The 13,847-nt window shown below is 53.9% G+C and carries 15 protein-coding genes and 3 tRNA genes; 6 read left to right on the top strand and 12 right to left on the bottom strand.

The genetic code is table 11. The features are described 5' to 3' along the window. Positions 1 to 222 precede the first annotated feature (222 nt). Both ABVS15_RS02280 and ABVS15_RS02285 read left to right on the top strand, forming a co-directional pair. Positions 223 to 621, top strand: coding sequence for a hypothetical protein (locus ABVS15_RS02280; RefSeq protein ID WP_369282151.1), 399 nt, complete (start codon positions 223 to 225; stop codon positions 619 to 621). A gap of 91 nt (positions 622 to 712) precedes the next feature. Beyond that, positions 713 to 772, top strand: a complete 60-nt coding sequence (locus ABVS15_RS02285; protein ID WP_369282203.1) for a hypothetical protein — start codon at positions 713 to 715, stop codon at positions 770 to 772. 302 nt (positions 773 to 1,074) lie between these two features. On the opposite strand, the gene ABVS15_RS02290 is transcribed toward ABVS15_RS02285, so the two are convergent. Together ABVS15_RS02290 and ABVS15_RS02295 are read right to left on the bottom strand one after the other, a co-directional pair. Then, a tRNA-Ser gene (locus tag ABVS15_RS02290) sits at positions 1,075 to 1,165 on the bottom strand. Positions 1,166 to 1,202: 37 nt separating this feature from the next. Continuing rightward, a tRNA-Ser gene (locus ABVS15_RS02295) sits at positions 1,203 to 1,290 on the bottom strand. Positions 1,291 to 1,526: 236 nt separating this feature from the next. Between ABVS15_RS02295 and ABVS15_RS02300 the strand changes: the two genes are divergently transcribed. After that, positions 1,527 to 1,602: transfer RNA gene (locus ABVS15_RS02300), tRNA-Pro, on the top strand. Positions 1,603 to 1,717: 115 nt separating this feature from the next. Here ABVS15_RS02300 and ABVS15_RS02305 read toward each other — a convergent pair. From ABVS15_RS02305 to nifS, 6 genes are all read right to left on the bottom strand, one after another. Next, complete coding sequence (locus ABVS15_RS02305) at positions 1,718 to 2,710, bottom strand: linear amide C-N hydrolase (protein ID WP_369282152.1); 993 nt, start codon at positions 2,708 to 2,710, stop codon at positions 1,718 to 1,720. Between the two features lie 165 nt (positions 2,711 to 2,875). Further along, the gene (locus tag ABVS15_RS02310) at positions 2,876 to 3,640 is read right to left on the bottom strand and encodes a hypothetical protein (protein WP_369282153.1); all 765 of its coding nucleotides are present in this window, start codon (positions 3,638 to 3,640) and stop codon (positions 2,876 to 2,878) included. 316 nt (positions 3,641 to 3,956) lie between these two features. Beyond that, on the bottom strand, positions 3,957 to 5,279 hold the full coding sequence (locus ABVS15_RS02315; protein WP_369282154.1) for an EAL and HDOD domain-containing protein: 1,323 nt from the start codon (positions 5,277 to 5,279) through the stop codon (positions 3,957 to 3,959). 185 nt (positions 5,280 to 5,464) lie between these two features. After that, positions 5,465 to 5,980, bottom strand: coding sequence for a hypothetical protein (locus ABVS15_RS02320; RefSeq protein WP_369282155.1), 516 nt, complete (start codon positions 5,978 to 5,980; stop codon positions 5,465 to 5,467). 216 nt (positions 5,981 to 6,196) lie between these two features. Continuing rightward, complete coding sequence (nifU, locus tag ABVS15_RS02325) at positions 6,197 to 6,634, bottom strand: Fe-S cluster assembly scaffold protein NifU (protein ID WP_369282156.1); 438 nt, start codon at positions 6,632 to 6,634, stop codon at positions 6,197 to 6,199. A gap of 21 nt (positions 6,635 to 6,655) precedes the next feature. Next, the gene (gene nifS / locus ABVS15_RS02330) at positions 6,656 to 7,846 is read right to left on the bottom strand and encodes a cysteine desulfurase NifS (protein ID WP_369282157.1); all 1,191 of its coding nucleotides are present in this window, start codon (positions 7,844 to 7,846) and stop codon (positions 6,656 to 6,658) included. Positions 7,847 to 8,181: 335 nt separating this feature from the next. On the opposite strand from nifS, the gene ABVS15_RS02335 reads away from it, so the two are divergent. Together ABVS15_RS02335 and cdd are read left to right on the top strand one after the other, a co-directional pair. Next, on the top strand, positions 8,182 to 9,423 hold the full coding sequence (locus tag ABVS15_RS02335; RefSeq protein WP_369282158.1) for a polysaccharide deacetylase family protein: 1,242 nt from the start codon (positions 8,182 to 8,184) through the stop codon (positions 9,421 to 9,423). 21 nt (positions 9,424 to 9,444) lie between these two features. Continuing rightward, positions 9,445 to 9,837 carry a cytidine deaminase gene (cdd, locus tag ABVS15_RS02340; RefSeq protein ID WP_369282159.1) on the top strand — a complete coding sequence of 131 codons (393 nt, stop codon included), beginning with the start codon at positions 9,445 to 9,447 and terminating at the stop codon, positions 9,835 to 9,837. A 69-nt stretch (positions 9,838 to 9,906) separates the two neighbouring features. Here cdd and ABVS15_RS02345 read toward each other — a convergent pair whose 3' ends face one another. Together ABVS15_RS02345 and ABVS15_RS02350 are read right to left on the bottom strand one after the other, a co-directional pair. Further along, positions 9,907 to 10,428: a spore maturation protein gene (locus ABVS15_RS02345; RefSeq protein ID WP_369282160.1), complete on the bottom strand. Its 522-nt coding sequence runs from the start codon at positions 10,426 to 10,428 to the stop codon at positions 9,907 to 9,909. Next, on the bottom strand, positions 10,425 to 11,003 hold the full coding sequence (locus ABVS15_RS02350; RefSeq protein WP_369282161.1) for a spore maturation protein A: 579 nt from the start codon (positions 11,001 to 11,003) through the stop codon (positions 10,425 to 10,427). The genes ABVS15_RS02345 and ABVS15_RS02350 overlap by 4 nt, the downstream gene beginning before the upstream one ends. Positions 11,004 to 11,218: 215 nt before the next feature. On the opposite strand from ABVS15_RS02350, the gene ABVS15_RS02355 reads away from it, so the two are divergent. Further along, on the top strand, positions 11,219 to 11,464 hold the full coding sequence (locus ABVS15_RS02355; protein WP_294853180.1) for an AbrB/MazE/SpoVT family DNA-binding domain-containing protein: 246 nt from the start codon (positions 11,219 to 11,221) through the stop codon (positions 11,462 to 11,464). Between the two features lie 565 nt (positions 11,465 to 12,029). Here the strand turns inward: ABVS15_RS02355 and ABVS15_RS02360 are convergent. Together ABVS15_RS02360 and hutH are read right to left on the bottom strand one after the other, a co-directional pair. Continuing rightward, positions 12,030 to 12,287: a hypothetical protein gene (locus tag ABVS15_RS02360; protein ID WP_369282162.1), complete on the bottom strand. Its 258-nt coding sequence runs from the start codon at positions 12,285 to 12,287 to the stop codon at positions 12,030 to 12,032. Positions 12,288 to 12,303: 16 nt separating this feature from the next. Continuing rightward, positions 12,304 to 13,839 (bottom strand): histidine ammonia-lyase, encoded by a 1,536-nt coding sequence (hutH, locus tag ABVS15_RS02365; RefSeq protein ID WP_369282163.1) that lies wholly within the window; start codon positions 13,837 to 13,839, stop codon positions 12,304 to 12,306. Positions 13,840 to 13,847: the final 8 nt, after the last annotated feature.

The raw sequence follows: 13,847 nt of genomic DNA on the forward strand, positions 1-13,847 counted from the left end.
TCGGAGTGGTGCGTGGGGGCCCCGCCGTAGCGGTGTGAGAGAGGCGAGGTGATATTAAATACCGCATTCGAATAGTTGGAAAGGAATATGGGGGGCAAATTGACCCTCTAGAATCTAAAATTTTGGCTGGTTTGGGATCGTTTATTTCTTACCCGCAAAGGACAATCAAATTAACGACCATCATCACCTGAATCTGTCTCTTAGAATATAATGGAACGGAAGGTGGGGGAAGAATTGTTTTCAAAAATAACAAATCCAGAAATCTTTATTTACGATGGAGTGACTGGCGAACCTATATCACAGACACAATTCAGTCTATCTCTTGATGCAGAGAGAGCGTTACTGGACCTGGTTAATTATAATATAATTCCTCCGAGGCTATTGCTGCTTGATCTAAGATTTAAACCAGCAGAAAATTACATCCCACCATCGCTGAGTAGACCGGTTAAACGCATGGGTGTGATTAAGGGACTGTTTACAGATGCTTACTCCGGAGAACTGATACCTGTGGAAATACGTATTAGATACGATGCAAGAGCAAGAGGAAACCTTCAAGGTGACGAGTACTTTTTCGACAGCGTAGAATATAGCAACATAGAATTAGATGACATAATCTATTAGTAAAATGGTCGTCCTCATAAAGGGGCAGACGTATGACAATCCCTTGGGGCCGAATGAGGCCGATTCCATGCTTTTTAAAAAATACGCTGAAATGAACGGTATTACCATCTCGGAGCTTGTACGGCAATCTGTTGTTGAGCGTATTGAGTAGGATATTACTGAATACTTGCAGAAATACAGAACGAGAAGAATATTGTCTTGGTGTTGAGCATTGGACACCGTCGCGAGATTTACAAAGGATGATTTCTTAATTAAAATTGTGCTTGTCCAAGCCTGAGCCGCTCCTGGAAGGGGGCGGCTTTGATTTTGAGATGTACTTTAGCGTATACTGTATAGAATCGCTTTTCTCAGGTCTGTCTAATATTTTTGGTTAGATTCGCAAAATCAAACCTTATAACATAATAAAAACAAAAAGCACCGCAAAATCACTTTAAAAGCAATTTCACGGTACTTTGGCGGAGAAGGAGAGATTCGAACTCTCGCGCGGTTTAACCCGCCTACTCCCTTAGCAGGGGAGCCCCTTCGGCCTCTTGGGTACTTCTCCATCTGTCAAGTTTTGTCACCCATCCATGGAAAAAATGTGGCGGAGAGAGTGGGATTCGAACCCACGGACACTTGCGTGTCGCCGGTTTTCAAGACCGGTTCCTTCAACCGCTCGGACATCTCTCCATCAGAAAAGCAGTTTTTTCCGGAAGACTTGGATATCATAGCACATTGGTCGGAAGTTTGTCAACAGGATTCTGCCATGCGGTGGCATGTATCCCTCTTCATGACAACGCCGGGATCCGGCTCGGGGCAAAAACGGCAGAAAAGCAACAGTAAAATTTTGCGGAAAATTTAAAAAAGTACTTGCAAATTTTTCAATGCTATGCTATTCTAAATAAGCTGATTTGCAGCAAGCGTATCCGGGTGTAGCGCAGTTGGTAGCGCACTTGACTGGGGGTCAAGGGGTCGTGAGTTCAAGTCTCGCCACTCGGACCATAATTGGAGCCGTCAAATATGACGGCTCCAATTTTTTTACTTTCTTTGATAGTTACTTAGCATTGGGTACACTGCGATTTACTGAATACGCTGTCAAACGATATCTCTTGTCATATTATAAGCTTTCAACAATCATGGGCTGTGCCATCTTTCCCAAATCAGTTAAGGTTGCCGGTCGCGTCGCAGCAGCAGGAAAGCTCACCTTTCTAATTTGTAGATTCTCATATGTCTGGAAATAATATTCTCCGGCCCCAAGGTTGATCAAGGCTGTGTATTGGGTGTAATCATCTGTACCCCTGGCTGTCGTGACAGCTCCCCTGGGCACAAACACACTTTTCATGATTTGAAAAAAAGAGACAATTGCCTCCTCAGCGTCCTCCGGTGGAGGGATATGCGTGTTTAGATAGGCCGCCCGGACAAAGCGTTCCGGCGACGTATAGCCACCGGGTAAAGGCACTGTTCCTCCGGCCTGACCAAAGGGCGTCAGCCAGACGCCGCCCCAAACCGTTTCCTCCAGCTGCTGGGGGGACGTTTCCATATAGTTGCGCAGATTCGTCATGTGCCACCGAAAATCCGGGCTGTTAGCCAAGACGCCAATGGGATCGGTAAACAACTCCGCCCCTCTGTCCGTCTGCTCCAAAACAACACATTTTCCGGTTCGGTCCGCGGCAATCCAATGTAGCGGAGCTACCGTTTGGGTCAAGGGATCGGCCTTGCCGATGATGTAGATATTCTCCATCTGCGCCCGTAGGTCTTCCACGGACGCGCAATTCCCCAGAATATAATGAAGAAAATCATAGGATGCCACCTGTATGTCCGATGAATTTGGCGTGCCGGTATCATATTGGGCGTATCCCGCAAAATACAGAGCTGCCGCTGCGAAACCATGTTCATTCACCCCGTCAAAAAAGCCGAGCACTCCGTCGAGCTCCTGCCCGATTCCCATGAAGCTGTAAGAATCGCACATTTCTTTTCCAGTTACCGCGTTTGTCCAGCGATAATTTTCCGGTACAAAATAAAAGTGCGGCTGAAGTGCATAGGAAAAGTCCATGTTTCTTCCAAAATAATTTGATCCCTCTAAAGACCGCAGTGTAATCGCTGTGCACATTTGTTTTTCCTCCCACCAGAATTAAGTATACGCCATCTTATGCAATGGGCAGTTTTTTGGGCCATCCCACTATATTAAGGCTTATTTAATGCGAATGCTGCTCTCTAATTGCCATAACCCCGGCTTCTATTTTACACTGCAAAAGATTCGATTCGGCTTTGATGATTAGTTCGCGTCCAACTCCGCGTTGAACTGGTCCCATGCAAAGTCAACGGAAATAGTGGCTAGCTGGTTCTGGGTGTTTGCATCTTCGTTAGTGGCTTTGACGGCGGTGCTGCCGGTGGTATATACGCCCGCAGCGTCGGGGTCCATGGCCACGCCGATATAGAGGTCCATTCTACCCATGGGATCACTGGCAGTCATCATCTGGTTCAGCGTCTCCACCGTGGCGTCCGTTAGGGCGCTCAATCTGACAAAGGTCACGCCGCCGAGGGTAAAGGTGGCGTTTGACTCCTTGCTCAGATCATAAATTTCCTTATCCTGCTCATCGCAGACCCGCAGCGCAAGGCCCAGCATGCCGGCGGTATCGGCGTCCAGTGTTCCGCCTTCCGTGCCGGCGGCGGAGAAGGACAGGGCGCTCAGCTTCGCCGCAACGGTGCCCAGATTGATGATGTCGCTGCGGAACAGCTGGCCGTAGCCCGGATACATATTGTTCACGCTCAGCTCAATGTTATCGCTGCCAATGGTCGCGGCCGTATAGTCACCGTACTTGATGCCGATTTCCGCACCGTCTTTGTAGCCCGCGGAGAAATCCACGTCGTTATAGCCGTTGGCACGGGTCCGGTACTGACCGTTGGCAGAGTCTTCGTCGCCGCCGCGGCCCACAACGGAGTTGTGGTTATCCGTCCCATAGTCCTGCCCGTTGTTATTAAAGAACATCTTGTCGGCATAGCCGCTGCCAATGGCGTCATAAACGCTCCAGTTGCCCATCTTCTCCCACAGCCATGGAACCTTCTTCTACCAAAGTAGTATGCTCCGGTTTGCAGGAGGGTAGGCCGAACAGCACCGCCACCCCTTCCCCGGGACGCGCGGCGTTTTTTGACGAACGGACAAGCACAGCGTGGATTTCTTGCGACGGTTTCTCCGCCATTGACGCAAAAAGGCGCCCGAAGCCCGCATTTTCAGCGGATTTCGAGCGCTTTTACATCATATTTTTCGCGGCTTTTCAGAGGCTTTTGCGGCAGCGGAAGCCCCAGATCACATTTGGCTCCTCCCTGCCCCGCCGGGGCTTGGGACGCGCCGTTTTTTAAATAGATTCCTCTGGAAGGTCGGGTGCCTCCGGTGTGGAGATGCGCGCCCAGATGAGGTTGGCACGGTCTACAGAGTCAAAGTATACGCTGGTAAGCAGATTGGTGGGGATATTCAGCTCGTTTGCAAGGACGCTGATCTGGTCCCAATCTGCCCGCTCATAGCTGAGCAGCAGGGAATAGAGCTTTCCGGCGGAGCCCTCGCGGTAAAGCAAGGCCCGCTTGACCTCCTCCACCACAGGGACCTCTGCCAGAATCTCCTCCATGGGCGCGTCCACCAGATAGCCAAGCGTGGAGAACATGCCGATGAGGTAGGCGTCCGCCTTGGTGATGGAAAGCACGCCCCGGGGCGTGTAATCGATCAAATCGCTGCAAAAATTCGCCCGCAGGAAAGACAGCTTCAAAAATTCCTCCGAGGTCGGGTCAATCTCATTTTCGGCGTTGCTGGCGCTGAGGAGGTAAATCCACTGGCGAATCTGCCCCAGCCCCAGGGTCATAATGGCCTGACGAATGGTGGTGGCCCGGTGGGAGGAGGAAAAATAGACGGAGTTGGCCATTCGCAGCAGGCCGAAGACAAGGGACGCGTCCTGAGAAACCATCCGCTCAATTTCGTCGATGTCCGGCTCGTCCTGAGTAACGGCTACCATAAGCCGGAAAAAGTTTCCCTGCAAATAGCCGCTGGTGTGAGCCTTGCAGGAGAGCTTCTCCGCCACAAACGGCCCCTCCAGTGCGTCCACCTTCAGTCCCACAGCGGCATTGTACAGCACCGTATCGGTAATGTTGGTGGCGATGCACTTCTTCCCCATGCTGTGGGCCAGTTCGATAACGTTGGCCAGCGTGGTCGCCGGGGTGGACGCAAAATTCAGCTTAATGTAATGAATTTTGTCCATTAACGCCAGATATCGGGGGGCAAATTGAAATTCGTTCACCGCAATTTTATAGCCCTCCTTGGCGAACAGCTGCACGAAGTGCATGGCCAGAGGATGGATAATTACGCTGTCCTCAATCTGAATGACAAGTTCAGACTTCTTAAAGAGCCGGGGCGCTTTTTTCATCAGGAGCGTGGGGGTAAAGGTCATGAAATTCAGCGTTCCGGTCAGTGACTTGTCGGTATTCTGCGTTAAAAAGTTGTAGATGGCGTTGGCCGCTGCAAAGTCGTTTCCCGAGGCGGACGCATTGGGTGCGGACGCCCCCGCCCCGCCGGGCGAGGCGGAGTCCTCTCCAAACGCCTGATTCTCCCCGTAATAAAGAAGTTCATATCCAATCACGTTGCTGTCGGCATCCTTGATGGGCTGCCGCACAATATACTTGTTGCTCACCATGTCCTCCTTCCGGCGGGACGGTCCCGGACCCTTTTCCGTACCCGCTTTATCGTAGAGTAGTTATTTACAGTTTTATCGGCAGACTTTGACAAAAAATTAATACCTTTTTAAAATTTACGTTCAGTTTCAAAATTTTCTTGAAACCCAAGGCCTGATTTTTTTTATTTGCCGCATTTTAAAACCCTTCAGGGTTTCTTCCTTCCGGCAAATCCGGAAGAGGTGCTTTTGCTTTGGCGGCGGGCCTCCCGCTTTTTAAGGCGCCAGATATACCGGGGGCGTTCTCCACCCCGCACCGCGTATCGCAGCCAGTCCAGCCCCACAATTACCGGCCCGGCAGCAAGGCACCACAAACCCGCAAACTGGGGGCAGATTTGCCCCAAAATATTTCCCGGCATATGGGAATAGTCCCATACACCCCAGCCCAGCCACAGATTGACAATGCACCCGGTAAGAAACTCCGCCGCCGTGACGGCAAGACCGCTTAACACCGCCTGCGCCCAGATGGGACAATTCCATGGCAGCTCCGCTCCCATCCGCTCCAGCACAAGGCCCAGCAGCAGCGCCAGCACCAGCATGGTCCAGTTGATGCCCTCGGGATGGCCCTGAACTGTTTTCCAGACCACCTCAATCAAAAAATACGCACTCCCTACAAAGCAGGCCAAAAGCCCGCTTAAAATCACGTCCCCGCACTTGCGCATCATTGCCCCTCCTTCCGGCTGTCCGCAGTCCGCGCCGCCGACCCGCCCGCTGTTCTCTCTTATGCGCGGTCGGGCTCCGTCATGCCGGAGGACAGCCCTCGGGTGCGGCTTTGCGGGCAGACAGCCGGATTGCGCGCAGAATGCAAAATGCAAAAAAACGGGGGACCGGCAATGCCGGTTCCCCGTTTCAGTTGTTTGGAAAGCTCCGCTGATGCGGGCTTATTCCACGGCGCAGTGCCCGCACTCGTGGTCGCAGATGTTCAGCTCGTCACCATAGGCGATGCCGTTTTTGTCGTAATAGTCCTTCACCGCTGCTTTCACGGCCTGCTCCGCCAGAACGGAGCAGTGCAGCTTATGGGTTGGCAGCCCATCCAGCGCCTCCACCACGGCCTTATTGGAAAGGGTCAGGGCTTCCTTCACCGGCTTGCCAATAATCATCTCCGTGGCCATCGAACTGGTGGCGATGGCGCTGCCGCAGCCGAAGGTGTTAAACTTCACGTCGCTGATGGTCTGCGTGTCCTTGTCCACCTTAATATACATCCGCATGATATCGCCGCACTTGGCGTTGCCAACCTCGCCCACGCCGTCGGCGTCGTCCATTTTGCCCACATTCCGGGGATTCTGAAAGTGATCCATCACTTTTTCACTGTACAGCATATTCAACCGCTCCTTTCAAGCTCAAATCACGTGCTTCAGACTGCCTGTTTCCAGCTCGTCCCACACGGGAGAGATATTCCGAAGGTACTCCACGATCCCCGGCGTCACCGCCAGAATGTGGTCAATTTCCTCCGCCGTGTTGTACTCGCTGAGGCTCAGCCGCAGTGACCCGTGGGCCACCTCATGGGGCAGGCCCAGCGCCAGCAGCACATGGCTGGGGTCCAAAGACCCGGAGGTGCAGGCGCTTCCCGAGGACGCGCAGATGCCCTTCTGGTCCAGCAGCAGAAGGAGGGACTCCCCTTCGATGCCTTCAAAGCACAGGTTCACATTGCCGGGAAGGCGATGCTCTTGCTCACCGTTGAGAATGCTGTGGGGAATTTTCGTCAGGCCGTCGATCAGCCGGTCCCGCAGGACGGTGACCTTGGCCGCATTCTCCTCCAGATGGTCGCAAATCTCATCAAAGGCCGCAGAAGCGCCCACGATGCCGGCGATGTTCTCGGTTCCTGCCCGCTTGCCCCGCTCCTGCGCGCCGCCGTAAATTACGTTCATCAAAGAGACGGCCCCGCGCCGAACGTACAGCACGCCCACGCCCTTGGGCCCGTGGAACTTGTGGGCCGACAGGCTCAAAAGATCAATGTTCATAGCCCGCACGTCGATGGGAAGATGCCCCGCTGCCTGCACCGCGTCGGTATGGAAAGGGACGCCAAGCTCGCGGCAAATCGCCCCGATCTCGGGAATGGGCTGGATGGTGCCGATCTCGTTGTTGGCAAACATCACAGTCACAAGGCAGGTGTCCGGCCGAATGGCCTGACGCACCTGCTCCGCGGAAATCACGCCGGATTTGGGAATCGGCAGCAGTGTGACTTCAAAGCCCTCTTTCGACAGCTGCTCCAGCGTATGCAAAATAGCGTGGTGCTCAAACTCCGTGGAAATAATGTGCCGTTTATTCTTCTTCGCGCCCGCAGCCGCGGCAGAGCGCAGGGCCTGATTGTCGGCCTCGCTGCCACCGGAGGTAAAGGTGATTTCACTGGGGTCGCAGTTCAGCCTTTTTGCAAATACCTGCCGGGCCAGAGACAGCCGCTCCGCCGCCTCCTGCCCCACGGTATGCAGGCTGGACGGATTTCCGTAAAACTCCTGAAAGCATGGCAGCATGGCCTTTACAGCCGTATCACTCACGGCGGTGGTCGCCGCGTTATCTGCATATACACGCATTATTAGGACCTCCCCTAATTCATATCAATTTACTGTGATTAGAATATATCACAGCTATCCTATTTGTCAAGTATGGTAATTGGGTATTTACAATTTCTCCACATACTTTGTCGATTACTTTATGGGCGGGGCAAAAAGCGATGCGGCGGCTTAAAAAGCTTTGCAAAAAGCCGGAGTGTCTTGGGAATCGCCAACTTTAAAACAGCAGCCAATTTTGTAACTTTTTGGTGTTTTATTTTGTCGAATAACCTGATATACTGAACAATATCAGAAAAAAACGGCGGCTGCGGATTGCGCGGCCCTGCTTTGAACGTTTAGAAAGGGTGTCATTTATAATGCGTCGATTTCTGCCGCTTTTCCTGGCTCTCTCCCTGCTGGCGTCTCTGGCCGCCTGCGGCCAAACCGCAAGCGGCGCGGGCAGTGGGAGTGCTTCGGACGGCTCCTCCTCTTCCTCTTCTTCCTCCGCCGAGCCGGAGGCGCCCCAGATAGAGCCGTACGTCATCTCAGACCCTACCGTGGAGCCTGTGGGCGGCGTGGTGGACGGCGTGCCTTACGTGGCGTGGGACGGCATTGTGGAGCATCTGTTTTTCCATCCGGTGATCGCCTATCCCGAGCTCGCCTTTGACGGCGATGCGCAGGCCGACGGTCTGGACGATTTCATGGTCACTGTGGACGAGTATAACAATATTTTGCAAAGCGTCTACGACAAGGGCTATGTGCTGGTGGATATCGGAGACGTATGGCGGGAAACCACTGATGAGGGCGGACAGCCCGTGATGGTCCGCAACACATTGTATCTGCCCGAGGGAAAAAAGCCTTTGATTCTGTCCTATGACGATGTAAACTATTATCCATACATGCTCAAGGACGGGCTGACATATAAATTGATTATTGGGGACGACGGTCTGCTTTGGAGCGAGGGCAAGGACCCGCAGGGCAACGAGGTCCTCTCTCAGGATTTGGACGCTCTGCCGATTTTGGACAAGTTTGTCCGGGAGCATCCGGACTTCTCTCCCTTTGGCGCCAAGGGCAGCCTGTCTCTGACGGGATACTCCGGCATTTTGGGCTATCGCACCCAGACGGACACCAAAAGCTGGTCGGCAGAGCAGGAAGCGGCGCGGCAAAAGGAAATTACCGCGGTCAAGCCCATCATTGCCGAGCTCAAGCGCACCGGCTGGACCTTCGGCAGCCACACCTGGGGCCACATCCGTTTGGGCGTCAAGTCTTTGGAGACGGTTCAGGCCGACACCAAGCGGTGGTTTGACGAGGTGGGCAGTCTGGTGGGAAAGACCACCATTTTGTACTATCCCCATGGGGAGCGTCCCGACGGGAACGACTGGACCAAAACCGGACCGGTGTTTCAGTATCTCCAAAGTCAGGGCTTTCGTGTGTTCGCCTCTGTGGGCGTGGAAAGCTTCAGCTATATCAAAAAGGACATCTGCGCGGTCATCTGCGACCGGCTTCACCCGGACGGCACCACTCTGCGCCACTCCCGGGACCGGTATCTGCAATTTTACGACGCCAAGGACATCATGGATATTGACGTCCGCCCCCAGCGGGCGGTGGATTGGAAGTAACAACTGGAAGGAGCGGATTTTATGACGCGGGAGGAATTGAAAGCGGCGGCCACTGGGATGCTGGACAAGGCATACTGTCCCTATTCCCACTTCCCTGTGGGCGCGGCGCTGGAGTGCGCCGACGGCACGGTATACACCGGCTGCAATATTGAAAACGCGGCCTACCCCGTGGGCACCTGCGCGGAGCGCACCGCCATGGGCAAGGCCATCAGCGAGGGCCGCCGGGAGGACTTTGTGCGCATCGTGGTGGCGGGCAAGAGCGACGGTCCCTGTGTCCCCTGCGGCATGTGCCGGCAGTTTATGAAGGAGTTTGCCCCAAAGCTGGAGGTCATCTGCCTCAACGCAAAGGGTGAGGAGCAGGCCTTCACCATGGAAGAACTGCTGCCCCACGGCTTTGATCAGTCGTATCTGTAAGAGCATCCCTTATTTTCAACCTTTTATGCACGCTGTCCGGCCGTCTTTTCAGGTGGCCGGACAGTTTTTCTATACGCCGAAAAAAATGCGCACCGCCAAAGCCGAAGCGATAAATCCGGCCAAATCAGCGGTCAGCGCGGCGGGAACCGTGTGTCTGGTGCGGGTAATCCCTGCTGCTCCAAAGTAAACGGCGATGGTGTAGAAGGTCGTCTCCGTGCTGCCCAGCATGACTGCCGCCACCCGGCCCACATAGCTGTCGGGTCCGTAAGACTGCATCACCTCGCTGCCCACCGCCAGCGCGCCGCTTCCGGAAATGGGCCGGACCAGCATCAGCGGCGTCAGCTCCGGTGGGATACCCAGCCGTTCCAACAGCGGAGCACACAAGGCGGACATCCACTCCATGGCTCCCGAGGCCCGGAACATGGCCACGGCGGTCAGCAGCCCCACCAGCGCGGGAGCAATGCGGAAAACTACACTTAGTCCCTCGCCTGCTCCGGCAGTCAGCGCGCCGTATACGTCCACACGCCGCCACAGGGCGATGAGCGCCGTGCCAGCCAGCAGGGCGGGCACCACCATGGCGGAGGGGCTCACGTCCGCCTCCTGCCCAGGAAGGCCAGCAGCTTTGCCGCAGCCAATCCCGCAGTCACGCTCAGCACCGACGCAAGCCACACTGCGGGCAGAATGTCAAATGGGGCCGCGGCCCCGGCAGCGGACCGGACCGAGGCCACCGTGGCCGGAATTAACTGAATGGAGGCCGTATTCAGCACCACCAGCAGGCACAGCTCGTCGCTGGCCACCCCCTCCTGTCCCACGGCCATCCGTCGGGCAGCCTGAATGCCGAGGGGCGTGGCCGCGTTCCCCAGCCCCAGGAGATTGGCGGAGACATTGGCGGAGACTGCCGCCAGTGTTTTCTCATCCCGGCTTGCGTACGGCAGCAGCGCTTTTAGAATCGGACGAAACGCGCGGGCCAGCTTGGCGGACAGTCCGCTCCGATTCATCAGCTCCATAACGCCGCTCCAAAGGCAGAGTACGCCCGCCATGGAGATGCATAGCTGAATCGCACTTCCCGCGCCTTCCAGCGCGGCGGCGGAAACTGCCTCCATCCGTCCGTTGATTAATCCGAATATGACCGATAACAGGACCATTCCGGTCCATAAAACTGCCATTGCCATATCTTCCCTCCATATTTTTATTGCTCAAAATCGCATAAAACGACAAAGTGTTTAAATGCATTAATTTTGTCCTCGAGAGGGGGACAACATGTGAAATAAGTATGAATAATTGTAAAAGTTTCTAAAAGGAATTGACAAAATATTACATTCTATGTTATTGTCAAAAAGCCAAGGAATTAATGAAACAATCGCGGAAAAGGAGATAAAATATGAAATCAACCGGAATTGTGCGGAAGGTGGACGAATTAGGCCGCATAGTGCTTCCGATCGAAATGCGTCGCACCCTTGATATAGCGGAAAAGGATGCATTGGAAATCTATGTGGAAGGGAACTCCGTCATTCTCAAAAAATACAAACCCAGTTGCATCTTCTGTGACAGCAATAAGGACATTGTTCAGTTTAAGGGCAAAAACATTTGTCCCAAATGCCTGCGGGAGCTGACTGACTTGCAGTGACATCCTTTTAAATTCGCCATCCAGTCACTGCTTTCCATGGACATATACCTTGCTATACCCGGCCTTTCCAGAAAAGCCGCAGCGGATGTCGCTGCGGATTTTTACATGCTATGCGTTCTTCTTTGTTTTCAATAAAGGCAGGCGGAGGCGGGTTCACCTCCGCCTTTTTCCTCACAAACGCCTGATGTGACAGCCTTTTTGGCCCAGACCTTTTTGCATTTGGACTATAAATTGGGCCTTAGACCGTATAACTCTATCGGTGGCAACAAATGCAGTCCTATTCTGAGTGCAGTTAATAAAGTGCACACGGCAGCAAACAAAATTTTATTCGGGGCAACCAGCAAAAAAAGCCACTGCTTTTCGTAAAAAGCAGTGGCTTTTAAAATTTTCGTCGGGACTTTCCGAAGGGCATCCTTACCAGGTGCCCGAAATGCCTTAACGTAATAAATGGGTATTCCGCAGCGCATGAATACGCTTAGTCCCCGCTTTCAGTTCCTCGCAAAACCCGTTGTTTTTCAAACCGGAAATAAAATTTCTTCTATATTTCTTTCGTTTTCCGGCGTGCTTATTTGCAAAATTCACTTTTACGGAACAGGGACCGCAGCAGCACCATCCAGCCCCAAGAGAGGGATACGGCAGGCATGCAGGCCAGCAAAATGGCCTTCACCGGGGAAATCTCAGAGAAGCAAATCGGCCCGAAAAAGATGAGAAACGTAATCAGCATCATGATCAACAGGGAGATTCTCTCCCTACGGGAATTGGGTGGCGTCAAAAAGATTTTTTTCAAATCTATTTCAACCTGCGTTTTATCGTTTCCGCGCATCTATGCTCACTCCCTTTCAGTTCAGCGGACCGGTGACGTGTTCCACCGTCTTTATCAGTTCTCCTGTGTGAATCAGCTCCCGCAAGGCCACAATATAGGGGTAAAGGAACAGATCCTTTTCCATCACCGGCACCAGCTCCCCCACCGTTTTGAGAACCGCTGCGCTGCCTGCCCCCCGGCTTACATCTCTGTCTAAAAACTGTTGCGCCTGGTAACCTGAGAGCAGCTCAATCGCCAGAATATACTCAAGCTTCTCCGCCGCCGCGCCAGCCTTTTTGCAGGCGTTATAGCCCATGGCCACATAATCCTCCTGATTGCCGCAAGTGGGTGTGTTGTCGATTGTGGACGGCGTGGCCAGCATTCTCATTTCATTCAGAAGACCGGCCTGCGTATATTGGGGAATCATCAGGCCGGAGTTCAGCCCCGGTTTTTTGATGCAGAACCACGGATAGCCTGACAGGCTTTCGTCAATCAGACGGTTGTTGCGCCGCTCCGACATCTTGGCAAGCCCCACCGCAGCGATACAGGCGCTGTCCATCTCCATTCCCACATAGGAAGAGTCCGCATTGCAGGCGGAGATTACCGCCTCGTTTCCGTCCTCGGGCCAGACAATCGGGTTGTCGCAGCAGGCGTTCATCTCAATTTCAATGGCTGCTTTGGCGTCCAGCAGTGTCTTTTTTGCCGCGCCGTGGAGCTGGGGGATGCATCGCAGGGAAAGTGCATCCTGCACCCGGCTGCCCTTGTATTTCTCCATAATGCCGGAACCTTTTAAAACGGCACGGACATTCTCCGCCGTCCGGGCTTGATCGGGATGGGGACGCACCTGCATCACCCGAGGATCAAAAGCGTCCAGAACGCCCCGGCTGACCTCCAACGTCAGCGCGCCGATGATATCGGCGGATTTGGCGGCGTTCAGCAGATCCCAAATGGCCAGAGCCGCCATAGCGGTGGAGGAGGTGGTGCCGGATATGAGCCCCAGCCCCTCCTTGGAACCAAGAACGAGCGGCTCCAGATTCACTTTTGCAAGGGCTTCGCGGCCTTCCAGCAATTCGCTGTTCAAATAGGCCTTGCCTCCGCCGATGAGAACCATCGCCATGTGTGCCTCGGGGGACAGATAGCCGACGCTTCCGTCGCCCGGAGCCCACGGCGTCAGCCCCAGATTCAAGAAATTCCGGTACTGTTCCAGCACGGTAAGGCCCACGCCGGAGTAACCCTGCCCCAGATTTTGCAGAACCATCAGCATGGTTCCCCGCACCTGTTCAATCGACAGCGGCTGACCTACGGACACGGAATGGGAAAGCAGTATATTTTCCTGAAGCTGGGCGGTTTCCTCCTTGTCGATGGCTTTGGTGCACAATGCACCAAAGCCGGTGGTCACGCCGTACATGACCTTTTCCTCGTCCACCCATTGCTCCACCAGGGCGCGGGACCGCTTTACTCGGGCCCGATATTCGTCAGAGAATTCTACCGACGCCCCATTCCGGGCCACGGCGATAAAATCCTTTAGGGTGAGGGGCTCCCCCAGCACCACCGTTTGATGTTCTTTTTTCACACAATGCC

The organism is Oscillibacter sp. GMB15532 (assembly GCF_041020825.1).
Classification (GTDB): Bacteria; Bacillota; Clostridia; order Oscillospirales; family Oscillospiraceae; genus Oscillibacter.

What these genes read in the sequence shown, in the direction of transcription:
- ABVS15_RS02355 (WP_294853180.1), top strand. Translation starts at nt 11,219, where the DNA reads ATGAAATCAACCGGAATTGTGCGGAAGGTGGACGAATTAGGCCGCATA.
- nifS (WP_369282157.1), bottom strand. Translation starts at nt 7,846, where the DNA reads ATGCGTGTATATGCAGATAACGCGGCGACCACCGCCGTGAGTGATACG.
- ABVS15_RS02360 (WP_369282162.1), bottom strand. Translation starts at nt 12,287, where the DNA reads ATGCGCGGAAACGATAAAACGCAGGTTGAAATAGATTTGAAAAAAATC.
- ABVS15_RS02335 (WP_369282158.1), top strand. Translation starts at nt 8,182, where the DNA reads ATGCGTCGATTTCTGCCGCTTTTCCTGGCTCTCTCCCTGCTGGCGTCT.
- nifU (WP_369282156.1), bottom strand. Translation starts at nt 6,634, where the DNA reads ATGCTGTACAGTGAAAAAGTGATGGATCACTTTCAGAATCCCCGGAAT.
- ABVS15_RS02350 (WP_369282161.1), bottom strand. Translation starts at nt 11,003, where the DNA reads ATGGCAGTTTTATGGACCGGAATGGTCCTGTTATCGGTCATATTCGGA.
- cdd (WP_369282159.1), top strand. Translation starts at nt 9,445, where the DNA reads ATGACGCGGGAGGAATTGAAAGCGGCGGCCACTGGGATGCTGGACAAG.
- ABVS15_RS02310 (WP_369282153.1), bottom strand. Translation starts at nt 3,640, where the DNA reads ATGGGCAACTGGAGCGTTTATGACGCCATTGGCAGCGGCTATGCCGAC.
- ABVS15_RS02315 (WP_369282154.1), bottom strand. Translation starts at nt 5,279, where the DNA reads ATGGTGAGCAACAAGTATATTGTGCGGCAGCCCATCAAGGATGCCGAC.
- ABVS15_RS02305 (WP_369282152.1), bottom strand. Translation starts at nt 2,710, where the DNA reads ATGTGCACAGCGATTACACTGCGGTCTTTAGAGGGATCAAATTATTTT.
- ABVS15_RS02320 (WP_369282155.1), bottom strand. Translation starts at nt 5,980, where the DNA reads ATGATGCGCAAGTGCGGGGACGTGATTTTAAGCGGGCTTTTGGCCTGC.